We start from the raw sequence: 23,000 nt of genomic DNA, 5'->3' as shown, positions 1-23,000 counted from the left end.
TAAGACACCGCCACACACCCAACTCCCCTCCCCAACCGGAGGGGAGTTTTTTCATGCCCTGACACAAGAATTCCTGCCCATTCCTGGAACGGGACGGTAGAAGGTCAACTGCTTCTGCGAGTTAGCCTGAGGCCATGAATCTGGATGACATGCCGCACCGCAGTTTCGTCACGGTGGCTCCTGAGCAGCGGCCTGTTCGCAATCGGCGGGCCAGCAGAGTCATCGTCCTCGCGGGGGACAGGGTGCTGCTCGAGGAGGACACCGATCCCGGCTGTCCGGGAATCACCTGGTGGGTGACTCCCGGTGGTGGTGTGGACCCCGGTGAGAGCTTTGAGCAGACAGCCCGACGTGAGCTCCATGAGGAGACCGGCCTGGTCATCACCGTCGACGATCTCGAGGGTCCTGTCGGCAGGCGCGTCACCCATCATGGCTACTCAGACCAGGTCCTCGTCCAGGAGGAGTACTTCTTCATCGTGCGCACCGACCAGTTCGTCGTCGACACGGCCGGGTACACGCCTGAGGAACAGCAGACCCTGGCTCAGACAGCATGGCTGACCGAGCAGGAATTGGCTTCACGGGTGTACTGGCCTGAGTTGCTGCCCCAGCTGTGGCACAGCCAGCCGGGGTCATTCCTGGACATGGGACATGTCGAGGAATCGACAATTCCGTTGACAGCCTCGCAGCGTCAGTTCTGAGTACTTTCGCTCGGCACTTCGGATTGGTCGATGATCCGGTATGAGTAGCCCTGCTCAGTGAGGAAACGCTGCCGGTGCAGCGCAAAATCCGCATCCACCGTGTCGCGCGACACGCCCGTGTAGAAGTGGGCGGTGTTGTCATGGTTGGCGTCATGACCGGCGAGACGTTGCTTGGGTCTCAGCAGGCGGCCGAGGCGCTGGGCCTCCTCCTGGCGTGAGCCGAAGGTGCCTGACACCTGAATGGCCACCTGGGCCGCCGGCAGGTCGACGGAGAAGTTGGCCACCTTGCTCACCACCAGCAGATCGATCCGGCCCTCGCGGAAGTCGCGGTAGATGACCTCCCGGCGGTGGTTCGGAGTGCTGCCGCTGATGATGGGGCAGCCAAGCCGTTCGGCGATCTCCTCGAGTTGGTCGACATATTGGCCGATGACGAGGGTCGGCATGCCGCGATGCGCGCCGACGAGTGCCTCGATGACCGGCAGTTTCGACTCGGCTGTCGACGCCAGCCGGTGCCGTACATCGCGCTCGGCCAGCGCATAGACCATCCGCTCATCCTGGTCGAGGTCCACACGCACCTCCACGCAGTCGGCAGGGGCGATCCAGCCCTGCGTCTCGATCTGTCGCCACGGAGCGTCGTAGCGCTTCGGGCCGATGAGGCTGAACACGTCTTCTTCGTGGCCATCCTCACGGACCAGCGTGGCTGTGAGGCCGAGCCGTCGCCGGGCCTGCAGATCCGCTGTCATCCGGAAGACCGGTGCAGGCAGCAGGTGCACCTCGTCGTAGAGCACCAGACCCCAATCCCGGGCATTGAACAGTTCCAGATGGGGATGGATGCCATTCCTCTTGGTGGTGATCACCTGATAGGTGGCGATGGTCACCGGCCGGATCTGCTTCTTGGCGCCCGAGTACTCGCCGATCTCGTCGCTGGTGAGCGAGGTTCTCGCGATCAACTCGTCTCGCCACTGACGTGCTGACACGGTGTTGGTCACCAGGATCAGCGTCGTGGCGCGGGCCATGGCCATCGCGGCGGCCCCGACAATGGTCTTCCCGGCGCCGCATGGCAGCACGACCACCCCCGAACCGCCCTGCCAGAAGGCCGCGGCGGCTTCGGCCTGATAGGGGCGCACCGACCAGCCGTCCTCGACAAGCTCGATCGGGTGTGCTTCACCATCGACATAGCCGGCGACATCCTCGGCCGGCCAGCCGAGCTTCAGCAGCACCTGCTTCAGCTGGCCGCGCTCGGAAGGATGCACGAGCACCGTGTCGTCATCGATCGCCGAACCGAGCAGGCCCTTGGTCCTCGCACTGCGGCGCACCAGGGTGAGTACCGCCGTGTCAGTCGTGGTGAGCACCAAGCCGTGGGCAGGATCCTTGTCGATCCTCAGAATGCCGTAACGCCCCATCGTCTCGGCGATGTCGACCAGCAGATTCGCGGGCACCGGATATTTGGAGAAGGTGAGCAGGGCATGCACCACCTGCTCGGCGTCGTGGCCCGCCGCGCGGGCATTCCAAAGACCGAGCGGGGTCAGCCGATAGGTGTGCACGTGCTCGGGTGCCCGTTCCAGCTCCGCGAAGGGAGCGATCGCCGCCCGGCATTCGTCTGCCTGGGGATGGTCGGCCTCCAGCAGCAGCGTGCGGTCCGACTGGACAATGAGTGGTCCATCGTGAGTCATCGCGGCCAATTATGACGCTGGCACAAAACGGAGACGTGTCACTGTCCATGGTGGCCCATGTGCGGGAGCCACATCCTGGCAGGCCGTATGTTCCGTCGTGAGGAGATGTCCGGGATGTCCGGCCGGATCCGATCCGCCGCTCAGCTGGGGGGCGTCAACTGGCGAGGCACGCAGCTGTTGGCGAGATCGTCTCCCGCCAGATTGGGGAACAGCTGAGCACATTCAGCCTGGGCCTCGCTGTAATTGTGGAGGCCATCGGGATCAGCGATGGTGACCCAGATCACACCAGGAGTGGCCTTCTGCTGGCCGAAATCGGCGGACTGCAGCATCAGCACGTTGTTGATGCCCTCGCCCTGGAGCTTCTTGGTCAGATCTTGGTGCTCATCCCAGATGTCCGGCAGACCGAAGGTGTGCGACCCGCTCTTGGTGACCTGACGCGGATCGGTGACTCCCTCGTACTTGCTACCCAGCATGAGCGCCCATCGCCCATCGAGATCCAGGCCCTGCAGGCTGCTATTGCGTGCCGAGATGAGTTGTTGCTGGGCTGCGGTGCGAGGGTCGGCCGAGGGTGTCGGAGTGGGCGAGGGCGTCACAGTGACCGTACGCGTCGGCCTCGGGCTGCTGACGCCGGCCGGGGCCGTGGCTGCTGGTACGGACCCGCTCGCACCCTGCCGGGGATTCGATCCGAATGGCTTGATCACGAAGAGGACGATCCCGGTGATGGCCAGCAGGACGGCCACACACACCAGGACGATGAGGAGGGTCCACCTTCCACTGGTGTCGGATCCCGGTGCGGTCGGCCCATGGGGATCCGCGGTCGCCTGCGACGCTGCGGGCCACGGCTGAGAGGACGGCGAGCCCGGCGCCTGCGGTGGCGGAGGGGCTGGCGGTGCAGCCACGACGGGGGCCGTTGGAAGCTGCATGGTGAGCGCGGTCTGCACGGGGGCCGGACCCAGCGGGATGGCGGCTGGAGGAGATTTCAAGGCTGCGAGGGCAGGAACTCCCGCCAGCTGGGTCCCGGCGCTGCGCAGCAGTTCCGCCGCCCGGTCCGCGGTTGCCGGACGGTCCTTCGGGTTCTTGCGAGTCAATGCCTCGATCACATTCCACAGATCATCAGGCATGCCGTCGGGTCTGCCCGGTGCCATGGATATCTGGGCCTGGCCGATATCGCTGGGAGATCCTGAGAAAGGAGGCACGCCGCAGCTCAATTCGTACAGAATGAGTCCCAGCGAATACAGATCGCTTTGCTCGGTCGGCGGTTCACCGTAGATCATTTCCGGCGAGGTGTAGTGCGGTGATTCGGGCAGCAGCGTGGGCCGGCCGGACGGGAATGCCAGATTCGCGAGTCTGGACACGCCGGTATCGGTGATTTTCAGTGCCGAGGGGTCAGCGCCGGAAGCGAGGAGAATATTCGTGGGTTTGAGATCGCCGTGGGCAACCCTGCCGGCGTATATGGCAGTCAGTCCGGCGCAGACGGCAGAGCCGATCTGGGCCACCTCCTGAGGCGCCACGGTGTCCTTGTCACGGAGGAGCCGGCCCAGGTCTGGCCCGTCCACGAATTCCGTCACGAGTGCGAGCGTTGAGCCCTCAAGGACGATGTCGTGAACTCGCGCGAGATTCGGATGACTGAGATTCATCAGCAGAGTGCGGGCCGAGAGAAAAAGACGAGCGAGATTCTGGTCCGCCATCAATCGTGAATCGAGCACCTTGATCGCGAACGCATCGTTATTCTTGTCGACTGCCTTCCAGACCTGTCCGGTATTTCCACGGCCAAGTGAGTCCAGGAAGTCATATTGCGAGCCGAGGGGCCCATTTGACAGCTCAGCCATGAGTCTCGCCTCATTCATTTCTGGAAGGGGGGAATTCGCTTCTCATCGTTGCCAGCAGGTTGTGCACCGATACCAGTTCACACATCGTAGGCTTTCAGCGTCTTTGAGGTCTGGGTTTTTCGCGAATGATGGGAAAGTTTCGCAGGATCGAGAGCCATTTTGGGCTTCTTGTGCATCCTCGCCGGGCCGTACATCACGCATGGCATCTTCCGGCGCGGTGGGCCGGGCGCATGCTGACGGGCAGGTATTTTCCTGGATGCCGGACAAGTGCTGACGTCAGCGAGGGCCGGTGGAAGGGGCGTCATCGTCGACGGCGACGATGCGTGCCAGCGGCAGATTGAGCCTTCCAGCACCCCGGCGCACGAGATGTGCGATCCCCGAGCCAACAGTCAGGACGCGCACCTTGGCTGAGCGCAGTGCCCCATCGTCGTCCGCCCAGTCGAGCATCACCCAGCGGTCCTCGCGGTGGGCATCGGTGAGGACTTGCAGGACGTCGACCGGGGCCATCCCCCTGCCCTGGCGGCGCAGCAGGCTCGCGGCAAGGCGGTCTGGGTCCACGGGAGGCGTGGCGCGGGTGAGTGCAGGAGCTGGGGCGCGGTGCACCGGCGGAGTGGTGAACACCGTGCCCTGGGCATCCTGTGCCAGCGGCGAGAGCCCACGCTGGTGCAGATAGGCCACCACCTCCTCGGGCTCGGCCGTCGACGAGATCACCCCCGGCGCAAGTGTGGTCAGGCCGAGTTCTGCGGCTGCGCTGTCGGCCAGCAGGGAAGCAGCGGTCACCTCGTCGTCGACCTGGATCACTGCGCTGACGGCCATCACCCGCAACTGGCCATGGCGCCGGGAGATGTCGTTGACCAGTGACACCAGCGGGTGGGGCAGGCTGGCTTCCAGTCCGGCGGCGTCGTGTTCGTGCAACCATTCGATCATCGCTTCTGGACTCCAGCCGGCATCGAGGCCTGCCCGAATCGATGTGGGGGTGAAGCGAAAGGTAGCGGTGGCCCCATGGGATTCGCGAACGGCGATCATCGCCGCGGTCTGCTCGGTGTCGTGGTCCAAGGGCGCAGGTGCCACTGCGCTGAGATCGGACTGCAGGATCAGTGTGTCGCCGAAAGGTGCAAAACCAGGATCGGGGGCATCGGCAGAAATGGACGCCAAGGCCGTTGTCCGGCCGAAAGCGATCAGCCCGAGCAGCTCGGCCTCATGATGCAACTGGTCCGCGGACTGCGTCCAAGAAACCTGCGACCACGAGGGGTGACGCCATGCGAGCCGGGCCGCCAGTGTCGGCGGATCCACCGGCGTCCCCGGTTGGGCGGTGCGCAATTCTGTGTGCATGGCCGCTCGAAGCAGTGCGGACCGCCGGGTGTCCGACGGCTCCGGCCACCACTGAAGCCCCAGCCATGCCCGGCGCAGGGACAACCAGCGATGAAAGCCGTCCAGATCGAGGAAGGCGTCATAGCGCTCGGTGGCTGCCAGCCTCGGCCCCTGCTCCACGAGCATGCCTGAAGTCTGGGCGAGCGCCACAGCCAGGCCAGCAACGAAATCGCCGCCCACGAGCCGCGACAGCGCCGTCATCTCCTTCTTGGGGATACCCCCTGTGCTGAGCCGGTGCGGCATTCTTGTGCCCAGATCATCCAGGATCGCGGTGACATGGCTGACCAGTTCCTGGCCGGAGCCGATGGCCGCCTGGTCGACCAGTTCGATGGGCAGGCTGGCACCGAGCTGATCGCTGGTGGTCGGCCAGTCCGGCACCTGGGCTGGAGCCGGATCCCGGATGAGTACTCCTCCGCGCAGATGCAGGGCCACCTCGCGCGGCAGGATCACCTGGTCGGGTCCGATAGGCCTCAGCAGCCGATGGGCAAGCAGCAGATCGATGGTGCTCTCCGCATCGTCGACGGTCACCGGCCGGTCGGCACGTTGGACCGCACCGGTGGGAGGGCCCCAGAGCAGCCTGTCCAGCAGTTCGCGGCCGGCAGGGCCCACGGCCGTCAGGGCCTGGGCAATGGCAGGCGCGTCCAAGGGGTTGGGTGAAGGACCCGCAAGTCCGGCTGGATGGTTCCCGAAGGCAGACCTGGCGGCCTGAGTGAGCTGTGGTGGATCGCCCCATACCAGGGCCAGGGCGGCGAGCCTCTCCACGGCGCCGCGCACCTGGTCGGCATGTGCGGCCATGCCCAGACCTGCGGCCAATTCGGCGACCCCGGCCTCACCGCCACCGAGCTCCGAGGCCGCCATCGCCTGCGCGGCTTGCAAGGTCCACGCGTCCAGGCTCTGGAGCGCGAGACGAGTGGAGGCTTGACCGGATGCACGTTCGATCAACTCGTCGAGATCGGTTGGAGCAGGATTGGTCAGATCGGGACGGCGCCGCAGCAGGACGCCCAGTTCATCCGCGCCCAGTCCGCGTATCGCGTCTGCCAGGGAATGTTCCGAAGTCATCGCCGGCAGGTCCTTCACCCGCGACGCGGCGGGCGCGATCCCTGGTCGTCCTCGGGTGTTCCGCCCCGGGCATCGGGTGCGTCCCGGTGGAGCCGGCCCTGCAGAATCCACCGGCGCATGGCCACTGGGCAGGCCACCAACAAGGCCAGGCAGACCCAGCGCGCCCAACCATTGGCGAGGGAGAGCGGATCGTAGTACTCCATCAGGAGGGCGCCGAGGACCACGAGCACCAGGACGCCCACGGCGCCGAGGTAAACCTTGCGCAGCGCTGCCGAGGTCTGCGGATTGAGCATGCTCAGCATCCATGCAATCACCAGCGCGATGAGGCTCAGCGGGCTGAGCACGCTGCCTGCCAGCAGCACGATCAGCATCGGCCGGCCGATCGCCTTGAGAACCTCGCCGAGCCCGATGCGGGCTGGCCGTGGGACCACCGGCATTCCTCTGGGTGGAGCCCCGAGAGGGTCGTCCGTCACCTCCGGGTGTGGTTGGGATGCAAGCGTGTGCGGTGCATCGGTGCCGGACACCAGGTCCGTGGAGGACATCACCCGGATGGGCGCACGGGGGTCAGGAGCGCTCCCTGGTCGGGTGATGAGTTGCTGGACATCGTCGAAGGGTTGACGCGGATCCCTTGTTCCGCCGGTCTCGGAGGCGAGCGAATCGAGTGCGGGTCCCGATGCGGCAGTGACTTCATCGGGGCGTGCCGCCGGTTGCACCGGTTCAGCAGCGCGGGTGGCAGCACTGTCCCCAGCGTGCGCCAGGGGCGCTGCCGTCGGAGAGGCGAAGCCCAGGAGGGTGTCTCGCTCGAAACTGTCGATGACAAGCATGTCGCCGACTTGTCTGCCCGCTGTCATGGCGCCAGTCTAGGAGCGGCATGTTGCGCCCCCTCCCGTTGCACGGGACGCCGCGGTGCCGCCGATCCTCACCTGTAAGCGCTCGCACACCTCCAGATGGATCATGTCCGGCGACGCCTGGGCACAGCGCCCGTGCCCAGGCGTCGTAGGCTCGCTACTCTTGGACGAAGGCTCCCCGTGCGTCCGTGCGGATTTTCCGGCTGCCCCTGGTGGCCGTCCGGGACAAGAATGGTCACCGTGGTGGCCGTTCGTAGACATGAATGGCTGCCCTCCGGTGGCCCGAAACAGTGAGGTGACGATGCCAAGCGGCAGGGTTCGATTCTTCGATGCCGAGAAGGGCTTCGGATTCATCACGAAGGACGAAGGTGAGGGGGAGGTCTACTTCCGTGCATCCGTCCTGCCTGCCGGCGTGGCCACTGTCAAACGCGGGCAGCGCGTCGAATTCGGCATCATCGAGGGGCGGCGCGGTGAGCAGGCGCTGTCCCTGCAGCTCATCGAGCCGCCGCCCTCATTGTCCAAGGCCACCCGGCGCAAGCCCGAAGACCTGGCGGTCATGATGGAGGATCTCATCAAGCTGCTGGACGGGCTGTCCAACGGATACCGGCACGGCAGGCACCCGAGTTCGACCCAGGCCACCAAGATCGCCACGATGCTTCGTGGCGTCGCAGACGAACTGGAGAAGTGAGCAGATGGCCACGACGAAGGCTGCCCCGAAGACCGACAATGTGCTCGCCGGAGCCGAACAGCTCGCGCGTACTGCAGCAGAGCACCAGGCAGGCGACTTCGGGGTGGGCGATCATCTCGGCAGCGAGCTGAACGCCGAACGTGTGCTCACCCATTACTTCGCCTGCCCCCATCCCGGCTATGTCGGGTGGCGCTGGGCGGTGACCGTGACGCGCACGCCGCGCTCGCGCACCCCTACGGTCGACGAAGTGGTGCTGCTGCCGGGCGGGGGTGCGTTGCCCACTCCCAGTTGGCTTCCCTGGTCCCAGCGGGTGCGGCCGGGCGATGTGGCACCGGGCATTCTCATGCCCACCGCGGACAACGATGATCGTCTCGAGCCCGGGTTCACCGGCGGTGAGATGGCGCCCGACGAAGACCCTGCCGAATGGTCCGAAACGCGAGCCGTGGCCGCAGAGCTCGGGCTCGGTCGGGAACGTGTACTCACCCTGACCGGCAGGGCCATGGCGGCGGAGCGCTGGCTGGCCGGCAATGGGGGCCCGGACAATCCGTCCACCCATCAGGCGCCGGGATGCTGCGTCAGCTGCGGCTATTTCTTGCGTGTGACAGGCTCTCTGGGCCGGTTCTTCGGTGTGTGCACCAATGAGTACTCCCCGCGTGACGGCAAGATTGTGAGCCTGGACCATGGCTGCGGCGGGCACTCCGATGTGGTGGCCGATGAACGGGGCGTGGAACTGTCCCAGCCGGTCTACGACACGATCACCCTCGATGAGTCCCTGTTCGACTGAGCGGCCCAGGCCGCTCGACTGAGGACCTGCGTCACTGATCCCGCATTCGGTACCGGCGCACCCGGCAGTAGCCCAGGCCGCCCATCCCGATGACCGTACAGCACACGCCCACCCAGAGCAGCCATTCCAGTTGTGCCTGTGCCAGGTGACGTCGTGCCAGCAGCATCACCAGGGTGAATGCGGCGGCCAGCAGCGTTCCCGTTGCGAATGCCTTGGTGCCATCCTCGTCGAGCGCTGGGATGGGCGCCTGGACGAAGAACCGGTCCTTGCCGGAACCGGTGCCGGGACCCCGATGGGCAGACATGACACCAGGCTAGATGAGGTCGTTCATTTCACTACCATTGCGCCATGGTCTCCCAGTCCCCCGGAAATACCCCCAGCTCATCGTCAAGCACGGTGACAGTTTCCTTCACCGAACGCTGGTTCGGGATCAAGCAACGTGGTTCGAGCATGTCCCGCGAAATCCGGGGTGGCCTGGTCACCTTCTTCGCGATGGCCTACATCCTCGCGCTCAATCCGCTGATCATCGGAACTGCTGCTGACTCGCACGGCAACCTGGTCAGCGGGGCTCCCAAGTATTCGGACGCAGCCCGCCAGGTCGTCGACCAGGCGGCGGTCTCGCACTCGATAGCCATGGTCGCCGCGGCGACAGCACTCATCGCCGGTGCGATGACGATCCTGATGGGTGTGCTGGGACGTTTCCCGCTCGCCCTGGCCACCGGGCTGGGTCTCAACGCGATGGTCGCCTATGTCATCGCACCCACCACCACCTGGCCGCGTGCCATGGGCATGATCGCCGCAGAGGGCATTCTCATCACCGTCCTGGTGCTCACGGGATTCCGGGAGGCGGTCTTCCGGGCCGTCCCCAGGGAATTGCGAGTCGCCATCTCGGTGGGGATCGGCCTGTTCATCACCTTCGTCGGCCTGGTCGACTCCCATGTCGTGACGCCGGCGTCGGGCACGCCGGTTCAGCTCGGGCTCAACGGCTCACTGGGCACCTGGCCGGTGCTCATCTTCGTCATCGGGCTGTTCTTGCTGCTGTTCCTGTTCATTCGCAAGATCCGCGGTGCGATGCTCATCGCGATCATCGCCTCGACCGTGCTCGCGATGATCCTGCAGGCCATTGTCAGGCTGCCCGCCATGCTTCCCGATGGCACCACGAATCCGAAGGGTTGGGCGCTCAATGTGCCCAGCTGGCCCGGCTTCTCCGCCTTCGGCGCCCCCGATCTCGGGCTGCTCGGAAGGGTGGACATCATCGGGGCATTCGCCGGGCCCAATGGCAATTTTTCCGCGACCAGCATCCTCACGGCCGCCATGCTGATCTTCTCCCTGCTGCTCGCCGACTTCTTCGACACCGTGGGCACGATCGTCGCGGTCGGTGCCGAGGGCGGCATGCTCAACAAGGATGGTGAGCCCCCACACCTGCGCGAAGTCATGCTCGTCGACTCGCTCGCGGCATTGGCGGGTGGTCTCGGTTCCACATCCAGCAACACCTCCTACATCGAATCGACGGCAGGAGTGGCGGAAGGAGCGAGGACCGGCATCGCCTCGATCGTCACCGGAATCCTTTTCCTCGCCGCGATCTTCCTGTCCCCGCTGAGCAACATGGTGCCTTCCGAGGCGGTGGCGCCGGTGCTCATCGTCGTCGGCTTCCTCATGATGCGGCAGGTCGCCGAGATCGACTGGCAGAACCTCACGGAGGCATTGCCCGCCTTCCTTGCGATCGTGCTCATGCCCTTCACGTATTCGATCACCGTGGGCATCGGCGCAGGTTTCATCACCTTCGTGGCCCTCAAGGTCTTCCAGGGCAAGGGGAGGGACGTGCGCCCGCTGATGTGGGTGGTGAGCGCACTGTTCGTCATCTACTTCGCGCAGGGTGTGATCACGCACATGGTCGCGGGAGCCTGACCGCTCTGGCATCGGTGTGCACCCGTCGATTCGCGGTGCAGGCCGATGCCGGGACGGTTGTTCAGCTGCGTCCCCTAAAGTCGTGCTGTCGGACTACCAAGAGGATGCAGTGATGATGTCGCCAGCCCACCGCGCAACAGGCCGCAGGATCAAGACCACGGTGGCAGCCGTTGCGCTCATCATGAGCTTGGCCGCACCGGTGGGTGCCATCGCTCAACCCGAGGAAACAGAGCTCCAGCCGCGCAGCTATGCGACCTCGACTGCTTCGGCACAACAGGGCGAGCAGACCTACTGGACGGCGACGCAGTCGGCGGAGCAGACCGGCGAAGCGGCAACGGCGGTGCGGAGCGGTCCGGCGGCCGTGGTCACCGGACAGGGCTCGGCCTCCTCCACACCCACTGCTCATAGCAGTCAGGGCGCCGAGGCGCCGTCCAGCTCCGGTAGCTCCGCACTCGGCAGAAAGCGCACCGCTGCGGCATTGCTGGGCGCAGTGGCGCTCTCCGTGATTGTCTCGGTGATCGCCTACCGCCGCTCCGGCCGGGAGAACCGCGGCCGCTGACTAGACGATCTGCTCGAGCACCCAGTCGATGCAGCGGATGAGGGCAGACACGTCATCGGGATCCACCGAGGTGAACATGCCGACGCGGATCTGATCGGTGCCCAGTTTGCGATACGGCTCGATGTCGACGATGCCATTGGCACGAAGGATCGAGCACAGTCTGGGGGCATCGACCCGCTCGTCCATGACCACTGTCGCCACGACGGGGGAGCGGAGCGCCGGATCGCTGACATAGGGATGGGTCAATTCGCTGGCCTCGGCCCACTCGTAGAGCCGCCGCGACGACTCGGCGGTGCGTGCCGCGGCAAAGGCCAGGCCGCCATTGTCCATCATCCAGTCCAGCTGGGCGCTCAACAGGATCAAGGTGGCCAGCGCCGGAGTGTTGAGAGTCTGGTCCTTGGCGGCGTTCTGGGCCGCCAGGCTCAGATTCAGCGTGTCGGGCACCCACCGCCCATCCGGGGAGGAAGTCAGCCTTCCGGCCCGTTCCAGCGCCGCCGGCGAACACAGCGCGACCCACAGACCGCCATCGGAACTGAAGTTCTTCTGCGGGGAGAGGTAGAAGGTGTCGACCGCACTCACATCGGCGGCGATACCGCCGGCAGCCGAGGTCGCGTCGATGAGGACGAGAGCATCCTCACCCACGCCCTCGGGGCGCAGCACCGGCATGGCCACGCCGGTGGACGTCTCGTTCTGCGCCCAGGCGTAGACATCGGCACCGTCGTCGAGTGCGGGTAGACAGCCCGAACCGTAGGGGGCTTCGGTGACGAGCGGGTCCTTCAGCCAGGGCGTCTTTGCGACCTCGGAGGCGAACTTCTGGGTGAAGGAGCCGTAGACGCCATGAGAGCTCTTGCACTTGATCAGGCTCACGCATGCGAGGTCCCAGAAGCTGGTGGCACCGCCATTGCCGAGCACGACCTGCCAGCCCTCAGGCAGCTGGTACAGGGCCGATAGCTGGGAACGGATGTGGCCGACGAGCGTGCGGACCGGGGCCTTCCGGTGCGAGGTGCCCATCAAGGGGTCCGAGGCCAGCGCAGCCATGGCTTCGGCCCGCACCTTGGCAGGGCCGGAGCCGAAGCGTCCATCGGCGGGCAGCAGTTCCGGAGGAATCGTCAATTCGCGCACCCGATAATTCTTTCACCCCCCGGTGGGAGCACCGCGTCGTGGTCGCGCACCATACCCGTGAGGGATTGACGGTGGGTCGATCTCGCTGGTCCAGGACTAGGCTTAGTTGGCTGGGCGCGACAGAGGGGGTCTGGGATGGGTGAGCTCATCGACACAACACAGATGTACCTGCGAACGATATATGAGCTTGTGGAAGCGGGAATTGATCCCCGCCGGGCGCGTATCGTCGAGCGCCTTCATCAGGCCGGTCCCACGGTCTCACAGACCGTGGCGCGGATGGAGCGCGATGGCCTGTTGACGCTCACCAATACCCGCACCATTGAGCTCACTCCGGATGGTTTCGCCGAGAGCAGAGATGTCATGCGAAGGCACCGGTTGGCCGAATGCCTCATCATGAACACCATCGGCCTCGGATTTCCCGAAGCTCATCTGGAGGCCTGCCGCTGGGAGCATGTCGTCAGCGAACGTGTCGCCGAGAAGATCGCCGTGCTGCTCGGCAATCCCCGGTTCACTCCCTACGGCACGCCCTTGCCACGTCCCAGCGAGGCGAAAATCCCCTCGCTGGACAAGTACGGTGTGCCGCTTTCCACAGCCGTGGGGCCGGGGTCGTTGAGGGCGGAGTTCTCGCTGGTCGACGAGCACGCCCAGTGCGACCCCGAGTTCTTGGCCACCATGGTGGTTGCCGGCATCAAGCCTGGCGTGGACGTGACGCTCAGCCGCAAGGACGAAGGCTTCTGTCTGGCTACCGATTCTGGTCCAGATCTGAGCGTGCCAGCCGGATACGGCGGTTCACTCAGGGTGCGGCTGCCCGGCGAGCAGGAATAGCAGCGCGGTGCTTCGCGTTCCGCATGTGACCGGCGCAGCATCGATCGCCGGAGCCGATCACGAGAGGACATCATGGCCACCACCGCACTGACCCTGGACAATTTCGAGAAGACAGTCACACAGCAGGGAGTCGTGCTCGTGGACTTCTGGGCCTCCTGGTGCGGTCCGTGCATGCGTTTCGCTCCGGTCTACGACGCGGCCAGCGACAAGCACGAGGACATCACCTTCGCAAAGGTCGACACCGAAGCAGAACAAGATCTTGCCGGACAGCTGGATATCCAGGCGATCCCCACACTCATGGCATTCAAGGACGGCACCTTGATCTTCCGCAATGCGGGAGCCCTCAACGGCGCCCAGCTCGACCAGCTCATCGGCCAGATCCGCGAGTTCGAGCCCCAGAAGGCCTGACCTCGCTGGGTTCCGGCTCCTAGTCCTCCAGGTGCTCGGCCACCAGTCCGAGGCTGGTTCGCTTGGCGCGCCCGGACTGGGAGCCGCGCTCTTCTGCCACTGCCTGTACCAGTGCCTCGCACAGGATGGCCTGTGGAACCCTGGAGGTCGAGCTGAGTTCGTCGGCGAAACCGGCGCCGGGCATGCCGACCACAAGGCAGATGTCCGATCGTGAAGCGATCGGGCTCGGACGGCAACTGGTGAGTGCGATCACCTGGGCCTGCGCCTGATGCGCGATTTCTGCCACCCGAACCGAGTCGTGGTGGGCCCCGGATCCGCTGCAGATCAGGACGGCATCTTCGTCTCCGAGTTGCCCGGCGCACACCTGTTGGCTGATCGGATCGAAGACGTGCTCGGCGTGCCGGCCGATCGAGTTGAAGCGTGCAGCGGTGTCCAGGGCGAGCCCGGCCGACAGTCCATTGCCGATGACCAGCAGCCGGTCAGCCGCAGCGAGTACGCCAACTGCCTTCTCGGCATCTTCAGGATTCAGCAGGGCTGCCATCGAGTCGGCTGCTGCCGCGGTCTGTGCGAACGAATCCCCGACACCGCGATGACGGGGATCAACAGCGACCTGTGCAGGGTCGTGCTCCTTGGCAATGGCCACCCGCAGCTGGGTGTAGCCCGCAAAACCGAGCCGCTGGGCGACCCTCACCGCAGTGGCACGTGAGGTGCCCGCCCGCTCGGCCAGTTCCTGGGAGTTGAGTTCCACCGATTCCGCCGGTGAGTTCAGCAGTTGGCGTGCCACCGCCTGTTCGGCAGGGGTGAGGGAGGGCAGTGTGGCCGCGAGCGTCGCCAGTACCTGGCCATGCGGCGGGTTGTCAGTCATTGTCAGTCCGCGGGGGCAATGGCATGGCGTCCACCTCAGGCAGTGCATGCCCAGTGCTGAAGCGCTCGGGATTTTCAGCCCATTCGAGCAGCCCGTCGCGCATCTGCTGGAATGTCTGCGCGCTCAGATGGGATGGGCGAGGGTCCAGCCCCACGGGATTCAGCCAGCCGGTCATCCACCCCTGCGCCAGTGCCGGTTCGATGTCATTGCTCCAGAAATCGCCCACCGACATGCACGCCCAGCCCGGGCAGCGACCCTGCAGGGTGGTGAGGATCGGTGGGAAGCCGGAGGGTTTCCTGGCTGAACCGAGCACGTCGTCGAAGCGCGAACCGAGACCGAGATGATCGAGGACCTGCTCGGCGCTGGGCTGAGGGGAATTCGTCACCAGCAGCCTTCGTACCCGTCCGTCCAGCTCATCGAGCAGCGACGCCAAGCCCTCTGGGGGGGCCACCTCATCGGGATGGTCACCGAGCCACTCCCGGCTGCGCCGGTAGCAGGCACCGGAGCATTCCGGGCTGAGGAAACGACTGCCCAGGTCTGCCACCAGTGCATAGCCGTCGCCATAGCTGCTGTGCGGACTGCGTCCGGCCAGATAGTCCTCCAGAGCGCCATGCAGCGTACTGGCCCGTTCGGGGGGGAGTAATTCGCAGACCGCCTGTGCGTAGACCCACAGCGGCCCACTGCCGATGCAGACCGTGCCGTCGAAGTCCAGGACTAGGGCGGGCTGCAGTGCGCCGCTGGGGATGCTCACCGAGTCAGCATAGAGAGCCTGAACAATCTGTTCAGGATTGCCAACATTCTGGACAAATGTTTCTCAGAGGTCGTTCACAGTTAACCTTCAGGTAGCCCGGTGATCTCCTGCAGATCATCTGGCAGTCACATCATTCCTGGTGGTTGCTGGATTCCAGGTGATGGTTGGGCCCGGAGTGGTGTGGGACGACCAGTCGTGGTTCATGGGGGAGCGAGGCGGTTCGATGGCCCGGGCACAGATCGTGGAGGGCAGTCGTCTCTCCCCGGCAGGTCGCCGACCGCGGCTGCGGCGCGCGCTGGATTCGAAGTGGGCCTACATGTTCGTGCTGCCGGCGATGCTGGTCTTCGCCGTGTTCAGCATCGGGCCGACGATCTTCTCCTTCGTGCTGAGCCTGTTCAATTGGAACTACCTCAATGCCGCGATGAGCAAGTTCATCGGGTTGCAGAACTATGTCGATCTGGTGCAGGGAAATCGGGATCCGAGTTTCTGGTCGACGATGCTCGTCAGCGCCGAATTCGTGGTGCCGATGGTGATCGGCGGCACGGTCATCTCGCTGGTCCTCGCCCTGCTGCTTTCCGGGGGATCGAAAATCCTCTACGGGGCGCGCACCGTGGTCTTCCTCGCCAATGTGACCCCATTCGTCGGGGTCAGCATCGTGTGGGTGTGGCTCTTCAACCCCAGGTACGGCTTGGTGAATGCCTTCACCGGCCTGTTCGGAGTGGCGCCTCATGACTGGCTCGGGGATCCCAAGACCGCGATGCCCGCCATCGTGATGTTCTCGTTGTGGCACGAGGTGGGTTTCACGCTCATCGTCTTCCTGGGTGGGCTCACCACTCTTGACAAGAGCCTGTCCGAAGCTGCCCAGATCGACCGGGCCAACAAGCTTCAGGAGATCTTCTATGTCGTGCTGCCCCAGCTGAGGCCTTACACGATCTTCGTCTTCGTGATGTCCACCGTCTTCAGTCTTCAGGCCTTCACACAATTCTTCGTCATGACCGGAGGCGGGCCCGGCTTCTCCACGGCCACCCTCGGATTCGCCGTCTACCAACAGGCCTTCATCTATCGGAAGACGGGTTATGCCGCTGCTCTTGCAGTGGTGCTGTTCGCCCTGACTGCAGTGCTGTCCCTGCTGCAACTGAAAGCATCCCGACGAGCGGGACGCTGACCCACCTAGTGAGGAATCCATGAGAAGAAATCCTGTCCGTGCCTTGGCGACAGCCGTGGTCGCCGGGTCATTGGTGCTGCTCAGTGCGTGCAGTGGAGGCTCCTCCACCACCGGCTCCAGCGCTTCGGCACTGCCCTCCCTCGACCCCAACCAGCAGACCACCATCAGTTTCATGGAGGCCATGAGCTCGGGTGCCCAGCAGGCCGCGCTGAAGAAGATGACCTCGGACTTCGAGGCGCAGCACCCCAATGTGAAGGTCGACCTGCAGGAGCAGCCCAATTACGGCGCCCTGCAGACCAAGATCACAGCCCAGGTGGCCGCACAGTCCGCCCCGACGATCGCTCAGGTCTACCCGAATTGGGCCGATGAGCTCAGCACCAGCGGTGTTCTCGTGCCGCTGGACTCCTATGTGGCGTCCTCGGACCAGTACAAGAGCTTCTACACCGGCATCCAGAACGACATGAAGCTGCGCGATGGAAAGAACTGGATGTGGCCGTTCAACAAGTCGGTGGTCGTGCAGTACTACAACGAGTCCAAGGTGCCGAATGCCCCCACCACCTGGGACCAGTTCTCCCAGGATGCGAAGTCGGTTTCCAACAACGGTGTAGTGGCCTTGTCCATCGATCCGGGCAGTGAAACCTCCCCGGCAGGAGGCACCGCACTGTTCGAGATCCTGGCCGAGGCCAACGGCACACCGGTCTTCGCCGAGGACGGCACCCCGCAGTTCGACTCCGACGCCGCCAAGAAGGCCATGAACTACCTGGTCGATCTCAAGAAGAGCAATGCTCTTGCGCTGGGTTCCAACTATCCCGGGCAGACCGCTCTGGGCAACCAGACGGGCGCCTTCGACGTCTCCTCGGTGGCCAGCTACCCCTTCAACCAGAATGCTGTCGGCGGCAAGTTCACGATGGGTGTCGCGCCGCTTCCGGCCGGCCCGTCCAAGACTGCCAACCAGTTGGCCGGCACCAACATCGCGATGTTCGCCTCAGCCAGCGACCAGCAGCGCGCCGCTGCCTGGGCCTACATGCAGTTCCTCACCTCGCCCGCCGAGATGGCCTACTGGGCTACCCAGACCGGTTATCTGCCTGTCACCAAGGACGCCATGAACGAGCAGGTCATGAAGGACTATGTGGCCAAGGAGCAGTGGCTGACGTCGGTGGTTGAACAACTCGACACCGCCACACCACTGCCCGCAGTGAGCTATGTGAACAAGGCCTCCGGTGCGCTGTCCACCGCCATCACCTCGGCGGTCAACGGCACGGCTTCGGTCGATGACGCGCTGGCGACCGCTCAGGCCGCAGCCAAGAAGGCTGCCAGCGAGCAGTAGTCGCTGACATTCGTCACGCCGGGGTCGGTCGCTGTGGCCGACCCCGGCACACCACCGGGCAGACATCGCAGGAGTTCGCATGGCACGCAGAGGACGCAGGCGCCGCATTCTGGCATGGGTGAGGAATGTCGCCGCCCTGCTCGTGGCCCTGTTGTGGGCCATCCCGCTGCTGTGGATGTTCCTGTCCAGTGTGAGCACCGACTCCGATGTCTACCGGGTGCCACCCACGCTGTGGCCCTCCTGGCACTGGGAGAACTACGCCAGGGCCTGGTCATCGGCGCCCTGGCTGCGATATTTCGGCAACACACTGTTCATCGCGCTGAGCGTGGTGATCCTCACCCTCATCACCTCGCTGCTGGCAGGCTTCGCCTTCGCCCTGATGCGCTTCCGCGGCTCGAAGGTGCTGTTCTACATAGTGCTGAGCGTGATGATGGTTCCGCAGACCGTCCTGCTGATCCCGAATTTCATCCTCGCCCACACCACCGGGCTGTACAACACCTACTGGATCCAGATCCTGCCGTGGGCGTCGTCGGTCTTCGGCATCTTTCTTCTGCGCCAGACCCTGTCGTCGCTTCCGCAGGAGATTTTCGATGCTGCCGAGCTGGATGGCGCGGGTGCCTTCTCGATGCTCGTGCGCGTCGCTGCGCCGCTCACGGTGCCCTCTCTCATCCTCATCGGGCTGAACTCCTTCATGGGCGCCTGGGGTTCATTCGTGTGGCCCTATCTCATGACGCAGAGCAACTCGGTGCGGCCCATCGAGGTGGGCCTGCAAGCCTTCTACGGAGCTGAGGGCACCGACTGGACCGGGCTGTCCGCGGCGGTCACCTTCACCACAGTGCCGATCATGATCCTGTTCTTCTGCCTGCAGAGGTACTTCGTACAGGGTGCCTTCAGCACCCAAGGCGCGGTGCAGTGAACGCCTGAGCCGAGGGACGGGCGGCAGAGGCAGTCGGGCGGTGAGCCGGGGAGCAAAGAGAAACAGCACATCAGCAGGTGAAGGGAAATCATGAGCACTCGCGTCGAATTCTTCGGTGGCCTCACGGAGATCGGTGCATCCAAGATCCTGGTGAGCACCGATCAGGCACGAGCACTGCTGGACATCGGTCTCCCGATGGGCGACGGCAGTGATCTGTTCGGCGGGCTGGTCGAAGAACGACCGGGTCACGAGCTCGCAGATCGGCTTCGGGTGGGGCAGGCTCCGCAGTTGCCCGGCATCTGGGACCCCTCCCAACTGGACGAGGATTCTCCGCTGCGTGCTCGCGATCCGCGTCCCACTGCGTTGTTCATCTCGCACGCCCATCTCGACCACATCGGGATGGCTGGAATGGTGGACCACAACATCTCCATGTTCGCCTCAGCAGACACTGTGAGGCTGTGCGAGGCACTGGCCATCTCAGGTCATCGATTCCTGGGCAGCGAGCCGATCATTCAGCCGATCGCCGGTGCAGTCCGGATCGGAGATCTCGAGGTCGAGTCGGTTCCCGTCGACCATGACGTGGTGGGTGCCTGCGGTTACCTCGTGCACACTCCCGATGGCACCCTCGCCTATACCGGGGATCTCAACTTCCACCGCAACGAGGCGGTCAATTCACGCGCCTTCGCCGAACGCGTGAGGGGTGCGAAGATGCTGGTCACCGAGACGACGATGCTGAGCTTCGACCCTGTTCCCGGCAGGAAGACGCGCACCGAGGACGAAGTTCTCGAACTCGTGCGGCAGGCCTGCGTCGAGGCACCCGGTCTTGCCCTGATCAGCTGCTACGAGCGCGATGTCGATCGTTGCACTGCGCTCGTGCGGGCCGCCCGCGAGTGGGGCAGGACAGTGGTGTGGCCGGCCGGCACAGCGGTGCTGCTCACCGCGATGGGCTGTCCGGGCATCCTCACCTGGGATGAAACCCGGCCCCAGCGAGCCAGTCAGGTCGCCACCCTGCAGGCTGCCCAGAGCCAAGGTGTGAGCTGCGACACGGTGAGCCTGGCGCAGGTGCTGGCCGACCCGTCAGCCTTCCTGGTTCAGCTCGACGACCGTGACATGCCAGCCATGCTCGACCTGCCGCTCAGCGCGTCAACGCCATGGATCCACGCCCAGGGCGAGCCGCTGGGGCCCTTCATGGCGGGCTGGGCGCCCTTCCAGGCGTGGCTCGGGCAATTCGGTGTGCCCACTCTCGAGGTGGGATCCAGCGGTCATGCCAGCATCGAAGACCTCACGGGCTTCGTCGAGGGAACAGGCGCTCAACTGGTCGTGCCGCTGCATGGCCGGCATCCCGAGCGATTGCGCTGCCCAGAGCCGATTCTGCTGCCCGAATACGGTGCGGTCTATGCCTTGGACGGATGCCGGCTCGACAGCTGACGGCTCGACGGTCGATGAGGAAGGCCCGCCCCGATATCACAGCGACGCGTCGGAGCAGGAAAAGACCTGTTTGCTCAGAGGTGGGGTATTCGCTGTGCAGCAGGACTTTTGCTGTCAATCAGGCGTGATTCACTTGCCAGGCGTGAAAGCGTGCACGATCTGCACGATGTCGAGCACGAGCCACAGGATTGCGGCGTCCCGCAGTGGTGAAGTCAGCAAGGAATCTGCGGGATTCGTGATAATCAAGCGATGGCTCTCCCTGAGGAATAACGCGTGAAATGTCCTCGATGGCGTCGCGTATCCCAGCGCCTTTGACAGGATTTCTAGCTGATCGAATTCCTTCCGCATGCAAAGAAACACCATATATCTATTTTGCGATAGCGGACGCCAATAGTATGTGGTTACTAAAGAACATGTGAAATGCTCTGGTATGCGGCTGATGACATTTCTCAGTGCCGGACTGATGGGTCGGCAGCGGACCAAGGAATCTGTCGATGCTGCCGTCCAGGGGCCTCCGCGCGCGAGGCGGCAATGACATTGATGTCGAGTTGCGGCCCCGAGAAGATTCGAACTTCCGACACATGGTTTAGGAAACCACTGCTCTATCCCCTGAGCTACGGGGCCCGGGCAGACAGCGTAGCCGTCCCGGCCCGGGCCGCCAACACTCGCATCGACCGCCCGGCCGCATGGGACTGTACCCTCGCAAGTGCTCAGATCCGCATCTGCTTTCACACGGCACACATTGGTGGATCTCGATAGGGTGGCGGCATGAGCGATGCGGGTCTGAAGCAGGCACAGCAGAAGATGGCCGCCGCCGGTGTCGGCAGCACAGCGATCGATGTCTTCAGTCACCATTACAAGCAGGTGGAGACAGGGGCCACGGGCTTGATCCCGGAGGATTCCATCGCACCGGTGACCGATCCGGCGTCCGCGGAGTCCATCACGGTGTCCGAGGACCAAAGTCGTGACGCACTGTCCAAGACCGTCTTCATCAAACTCAACGGGGGCCTGGGAACTTCGATGGGCCTGGACCGTGCGAAATCACTGCTCGAGGTGCGGGAGGGCAAGAATTTCCTGGACATCGTCGTCGCCCAGGTGCTGGCCGCACGTGCGCAATGGGGTGTGAAGCTTCCGCTGCTCCTGATGGACTCGTTCAACACCCACGACGACACCATGGAGGCGCTGTCGCACCATCCGGAATTGCCAGTGGATGGGCTTCCCCTTGATTTTCTGCAGAGCAAGGAGCCGAAAATCCTGGCCGAAGACCTGGCGCCCGTGAACTGGCCCCAGGAACCGGATTTGGAATGGTGCCCGCCCGGCCACGGTGACATCTATGCCTCGCTGTACGATTCCGGTCTTCTCGCTCGGCTGCTGGATTTGGGCTATCGCTATGCGGCCGTCTCGAATTCGGATAATTTGGGTGCCTGCCCGGACGCCAAGCTGGCCGGCTGGTTTGCGAGCACCGGCGCCGACTGGGCATCCGAGGTGTGCACGCGCACCGTGAATGACAAGAAGGGCGGCCACCTTGCGACACGTAAATCCGATGGTCGCCTGATTCTTCGCGACACGGCACAGACCGCTGAACAAGACATGAAGTACTTCACCGATGAGCACCTTCATCCATATTTCAATGCGAACAATCTCTGGTGGAATCTCGTCTCCCTCAAGGCGAAGTTGGACGAGCATCACGGTGTGCTGGAGCTTCCTCTGATCCGCAATCAGAAGACGGCCGATCCCACCGATCCCACGAGCCCAGCGGTCATTCAGATCGAGAGCGCCATGGGAGCGGCAGTCGAGTTGTTCGACGATGCGCGGGTGCTGCTCGTGGGCCGTGATCGATTTGTCCCGGTGAAGAAGACCAACGAGCTGCTGCTGTTGCGTTCCGATGTGTACGAGATCGGAGATGATGGGCATTTGCGTGCCCGGTCAGCACAGATTCCAGGTATTGATCTCGGTAAGACCTACAGTTTCGTCTCCGAATTCGACAAGCGCTTTCCGCATCCGGTTGGCCTGCTGGCGGCGGACTCGCTCACCGTCCATGGCGACTGGACCTTCGGACGAAATGTGACCGTGGAAGGGAACGTCGATCTCGGCCCCGAGGGCGGCACGGTGGCCGATGGTGAGGTGCTCCGGGGCAGGTGAACGAACCGTCACGCACAGCATCAGCTCTGGTGGAGGCCTGCGTGCAGGCCCTTCTCGGGCCAGCGGGTGGCGCCCTGGATATCGGCGTCGTGACGGAACCTCAGCAGTTGCTCAGTCGGCTCGCCGACGCGGGCTGGGATCCGGTCAGAATCGCCGATGTGGCGTCCCAATGCCGCAATAACTCCGTCAGATGGCCTTTTGAGTCGGAGAATCTGGCGGACATGGGGGTTGGAGCTGCCCAGTTTCATGCATGGGTCCAAGCCTGTGTCAGGCTACTCGAACTGGACGCCACCAATGCCGGAGTGCGTCACGCCACGCAGGCCCTGGACGCAGAGGACCGCCGGTTGTTGGCTGAACGGCCACCGCACCACGGCTCGGTTGGCTGAACACCACCGCAAGGCTTCTCCGGGGGCGCGCCGATCGATACCGGTAGGGGCCCTGATGAGTCGCGCTGGCCGCGTGCATCGTTTTCCCGGTTCGCGGGCTCCTGAGGTCGAGGGACACACGGCCGCCGGCGGCAAAAAGCGGGGGGGGGGCCCCGGCGCCCCCCCCCCCCCCGGCCCGAGCGAGATAATGCCGCGGGGGCTTGTGGAGCCCCCCCGCCCGCTCGCGCGCCGCCGCCGGCCCCGACCCCAGG

General features: G+C 64.5%; 21 protein-coding genes and 1 tRNA gene. 13 read left to right on the top strand and 9 right to left on the bottom strand.

The window, feature by feature from the left end; translation table 11 throughout:
- Positions 1-134 precede the first annotated feature (134 nt).
- Positions 135-695 carry an NUDIX hydrolase gene (locus ABF648_RS09075; protein WP_415631965.1) on the top strand — a complete coding sequence of 187 codons (561 nt, stop codon included), beginning with the start codon at positions 135-137 and terminating at the stop codon, positions 693-695.
- On the opposite strand, the gene ABF648_RS09070 is transcribed toward ABF648_RS09075, so the two are convergent.
- The 4 genes from ABF648_RS09070 to ABF648_RS09055 all read right to left on the bottom strand — a co-directional run bounded on the left by ABF648_RS09070 (position 686) and on the right by ABF648_RS09055 (position 7,478).
- Positions 686-2,368 carry a DNA repair helicase XPB gene (locus tag ABF648_RS09070; protein WP_415631964.1) on the bottom strand — a complete coding sequence of 561 codons (1,683 nt, stop codon included), beginning with the start codon at positions 2,366-2,368 and terminating at the stop codon, positions 686-688. The genes ABF648_RS09075 and ABF648_RS09070 overlap by 10 nt on opposite strands.
- 140 nt (positions 2,369-2,508) lie before the next feature.
- The gene (locus tag ABF648_RS09065) at positions 2,509-4,197 is read right to left on the bottom strand and encodes a serine/threonine-protein kinase (RefSeq protein WP_415631963.1); all 1,689 of its coding nucleotides are present in this window, start codon (positions 4,195-4,197) and stop codon (positions 2,509-2,511) included.
- A 276-nt stretch (positions 4,198-4,473) separates the two neighbouring features.
- Positions 4,474-6,627, bottom strand: coding sequence for a helicase-associated domain-containing protein (locus ABF648_RS09060; protein ID WP_415631962.1), 2,154 nt, complete (start codon positions 6,625-6,627; stop codon positions 4,474-4,476).
- A 14-nt stretch (positions 6,628-6,641) separates the two neighbouring features.
- Positions 6,642-7,478 (bottom strand): hypothetical protein, encoded by an 837-nt coding sequence (locus tag ABF648_RS09055; protein WP_415631961.1) that lies wholly within the window; start codon positions 7,476-7,478, stop codon positions 6,642-6,644.
- A gap of 298 nt (positions 7,479-7,776) precedes the next feature.
- Between ABF648_RS09055 and ABF648_RS09050 the strand changes: the two genes are divergently transcribed.
- Complete coding sequence (locus ABF648_RS09050) at positions 7,777-8,163, top strand: cold-shock protein (protein WP_415631960.1); 387 nt, start codon at positions 7,777-7,779, stop codon at positions 8,161-8,163.
- 4 nt (positions 8,164-8,167) lie between these two features.
- Positions 8,168-8,947 (top strand): DUF3027 domain-containing protein, encoded by a 780-nt coding sequence (locus ABF648_RS09045; protein WP_415631959.1) that lies wholly within the window; start codon positions 8,168-8,170, stop codon positions 8,945-8,947.
- Positions 8,948-8,978: 31 nt separating this feature from the next.
- On the opposite strand, the gene ABF648_RS09040 is transcribed toward ABF648_RS09045, so the two are convergent.
- Complete coding sequence (locus ABF648_RS09040; RefSeq protein WP_415631958.1) at positions 8,979-9,251, bottom strand: hypothetical protein; 273 nt, start codon at positions 9,249-9,251, stop codon at positions 8,979-8,981.
- Between the two features lie 44 nt (positions 9,252-9,295).
- On the opposite strand from ABF648_RS09040, the gene ABF648_RS09035 reads away from it, so the two are divergent.
- Both ABF648_RS09035 and ABF648_RS09030 read left to right on the top strand, forming a co-directional pair.
- A complete protein-coding gene (locus ABF648_RS09035; protein ID WP_415631957.1) occupies positions 9,296-10,855 on the top strand; it encodes an NCS2 family permease in 1,560 nt (519 codons plus the stop codon).
- 112 nt (positions 10,856-10,967) lie between these two features.
- Entirely contained in the window at positions 10,968-11,414 is a 447-nt protein-coding gene (locus ABF648_RS09030) for a hypothetical protein (protein WP_415631956.1), read from the top strand.
- Here ABF648_RS09030 and serC read toward each other — a convergent pair whose 3' ends face one another.
- Positions 11,415-12,536 carry a phosphoserine transaminase gene (gene serC, locus ABF648_RS09025; protein WP_415631955.1) on the bottom strand — a complete coding sequence of 374 codons (1,122 nt, stop codon included), beginning with the start codon at positions 12,534-12,536 and terminating at the stop codon, positions 11,415-11,417. It lies immediately after the preceding gene.
- Between the two features lie 135 nt (positions 12,537-12,671).
- Here serC and ABF648_RS09020 point away from each other — a divergent pair, with 135 nt between their 5' ends.
- Both ABF648_RS09020 and trxA read left to right on the top strand, forming a co-directional pair.
- Positions 12,672-13,361: a metal-dependent transcriptional regulator gene (locus ABF648_RS09020; protein ID WP_415631954.1), complete on the top strand. Its 690-nt coding sequence runs from the start codon at positions 12,672-12,674 to the stop codon at positions 13,359-13,361.
- Positions 13,362-13,433: 72 nt separating this feature from the next.
- A complete protein-coding gene (gene trxA / locus ABF648_RS09015) occupies positions 13,434-13,769 on the top strand; it encodes a thioredoxin (RefSeq protein WP_415631953.1) in 336 nt (111 codons plus the stop codon).
- A gap of 19 nt (positions 13,770-13,788) precedes the next feature.
- Here the strand turns inward: trxA and ABF648_RS09010 are convergent, their stop codons facing one another.
- The gene (locus tag ABF648_RS09010) at positions 13,789-14,634 is read right to left on the bottom strand and encodes a MurR/RpiR family transcriptional regulator (RefSeq protein ID WP_415631952.1); all 846 of its coding nucleotides are present in this window, start codon (positions 14,632-14,634) and stop codon (positions 13,789-13,791) included.
- Positions 14,627-15,385, bottom strand: a complete 759-nt coding sequence (locus tag ABF648_RS09005; RefSeq protein WP_415631951.1) for an HAD family hydrolase — start codon at positions 15,383-15,385, stop codon at positions 14,627-14,629. The genes ABF648_RS09010 and ABF648_RS09005 overlap by 8 nt, the downstream gene beginning before the upstream one ends.
- Before the next feature lie 160 nt (positions 15,386-15,545).
- Between ABF648_RS09005 and ABF648_RS09000 the strand changes: the two genes are divergently transcribed.
- The 4 genes from ABF648_RS09000 (at position 15,546) to ABF648_RS08985 (ending at position 20,221) form a co-directional block, all read left to right on the top strand.
- Positions 15,546-16,550, top strand: coding sequence for a carbohydrate ABC transporter permease (locus ABF648_RS09000; protein WP_415631966.1), 1,005 nt, complete (start codon positions 15,546-15,548; stop codon positions 16,548-16,550).
- Positions 16,551-16,569: 19 nt separating this feature from the next.
- Complete coding sequence (locus ABF648_RS08995; protein ID WP_415631950.1) at positions 16,570-17,877, top strand: extracellular solute-binding protein; 1,308 nt, start codon at positions 16,570-16,572, stop codon at positions 17,875-17,877.
- Between the two features lie 79 nt (positions 17,878-17,956).
- On the top strand, positions 17,957-18,793 hold the full coding sequence (locus tag ABF648_RS08990) for a carbohydrate ABC transporter permease (protein WP_415631949.1): 837 nt from the start codon (positions 17,957-17,959) through the stop codon (positions 18,791-18,793).
- 90 nt (positions 18,794-18,883) lie between these two features.
- Positions 18,884-20,221: an MBL fold metallo-hydrolase gene (locus ABF648_RS08985; RefSeq protein WP_415631948.1), complete on the top strand. Its 1,338-nt coding sequence runs from the start codon at positions 18,884-18,886 to the stop codon at positions 20,219-20,221.
- A 551-nt stretch (positions 20,222-20,772) separates the two neighbouring features.
- Here the strand turns inward: ABF648_RS08985 and ABF648_RS08980 are convergent.
- Positions 20,773-20,845 (bottom strand) — tRNA-Arg (locus ABF648_RS08980).
- Positions 20,846-20,989: 144 nt separating this feature from the next.
- Here ABF648_RS08980 and ABF648_RS08975 point away from each other — a divergent pair.
- Entirely contained in the window at positions 20,990-22,363 is a 1,374-nt protein-coding gene (locus ABF648_RS08975; RefSeq protein WP_415631947.1) for a UTP--glucose-1-phosphate uridylyltransferase, read from the top strand.
- Positions 22,360-22,749, top strand: coding sequence for a hypothetical protein (locus tag ABF648_RS08970; protein WP_415631946.1), 390 nt, complete (start codon positions 22,360-22,362; stop codon positions 22,747-22,749). The genes ABF648_RS08975 and ABF648_RS08970 overlap by 4 nt, the downstream gene beginning before the upstream one ends.
- Positions 22,750-23,000 lie beyond the last annotated feature (251 nt).

It is taken from the genome of Propionibacterium sp. (assembly GCF_047719395.1).
Lineage (GTDB): Bacteria > Actinomycetota > Actinomycetes > Propionibacteriales > Propionibacteriaceae > Propionibacterium.
This window is presented reverse-complemented; position numbering and strand designations above follow the sequence as displayed.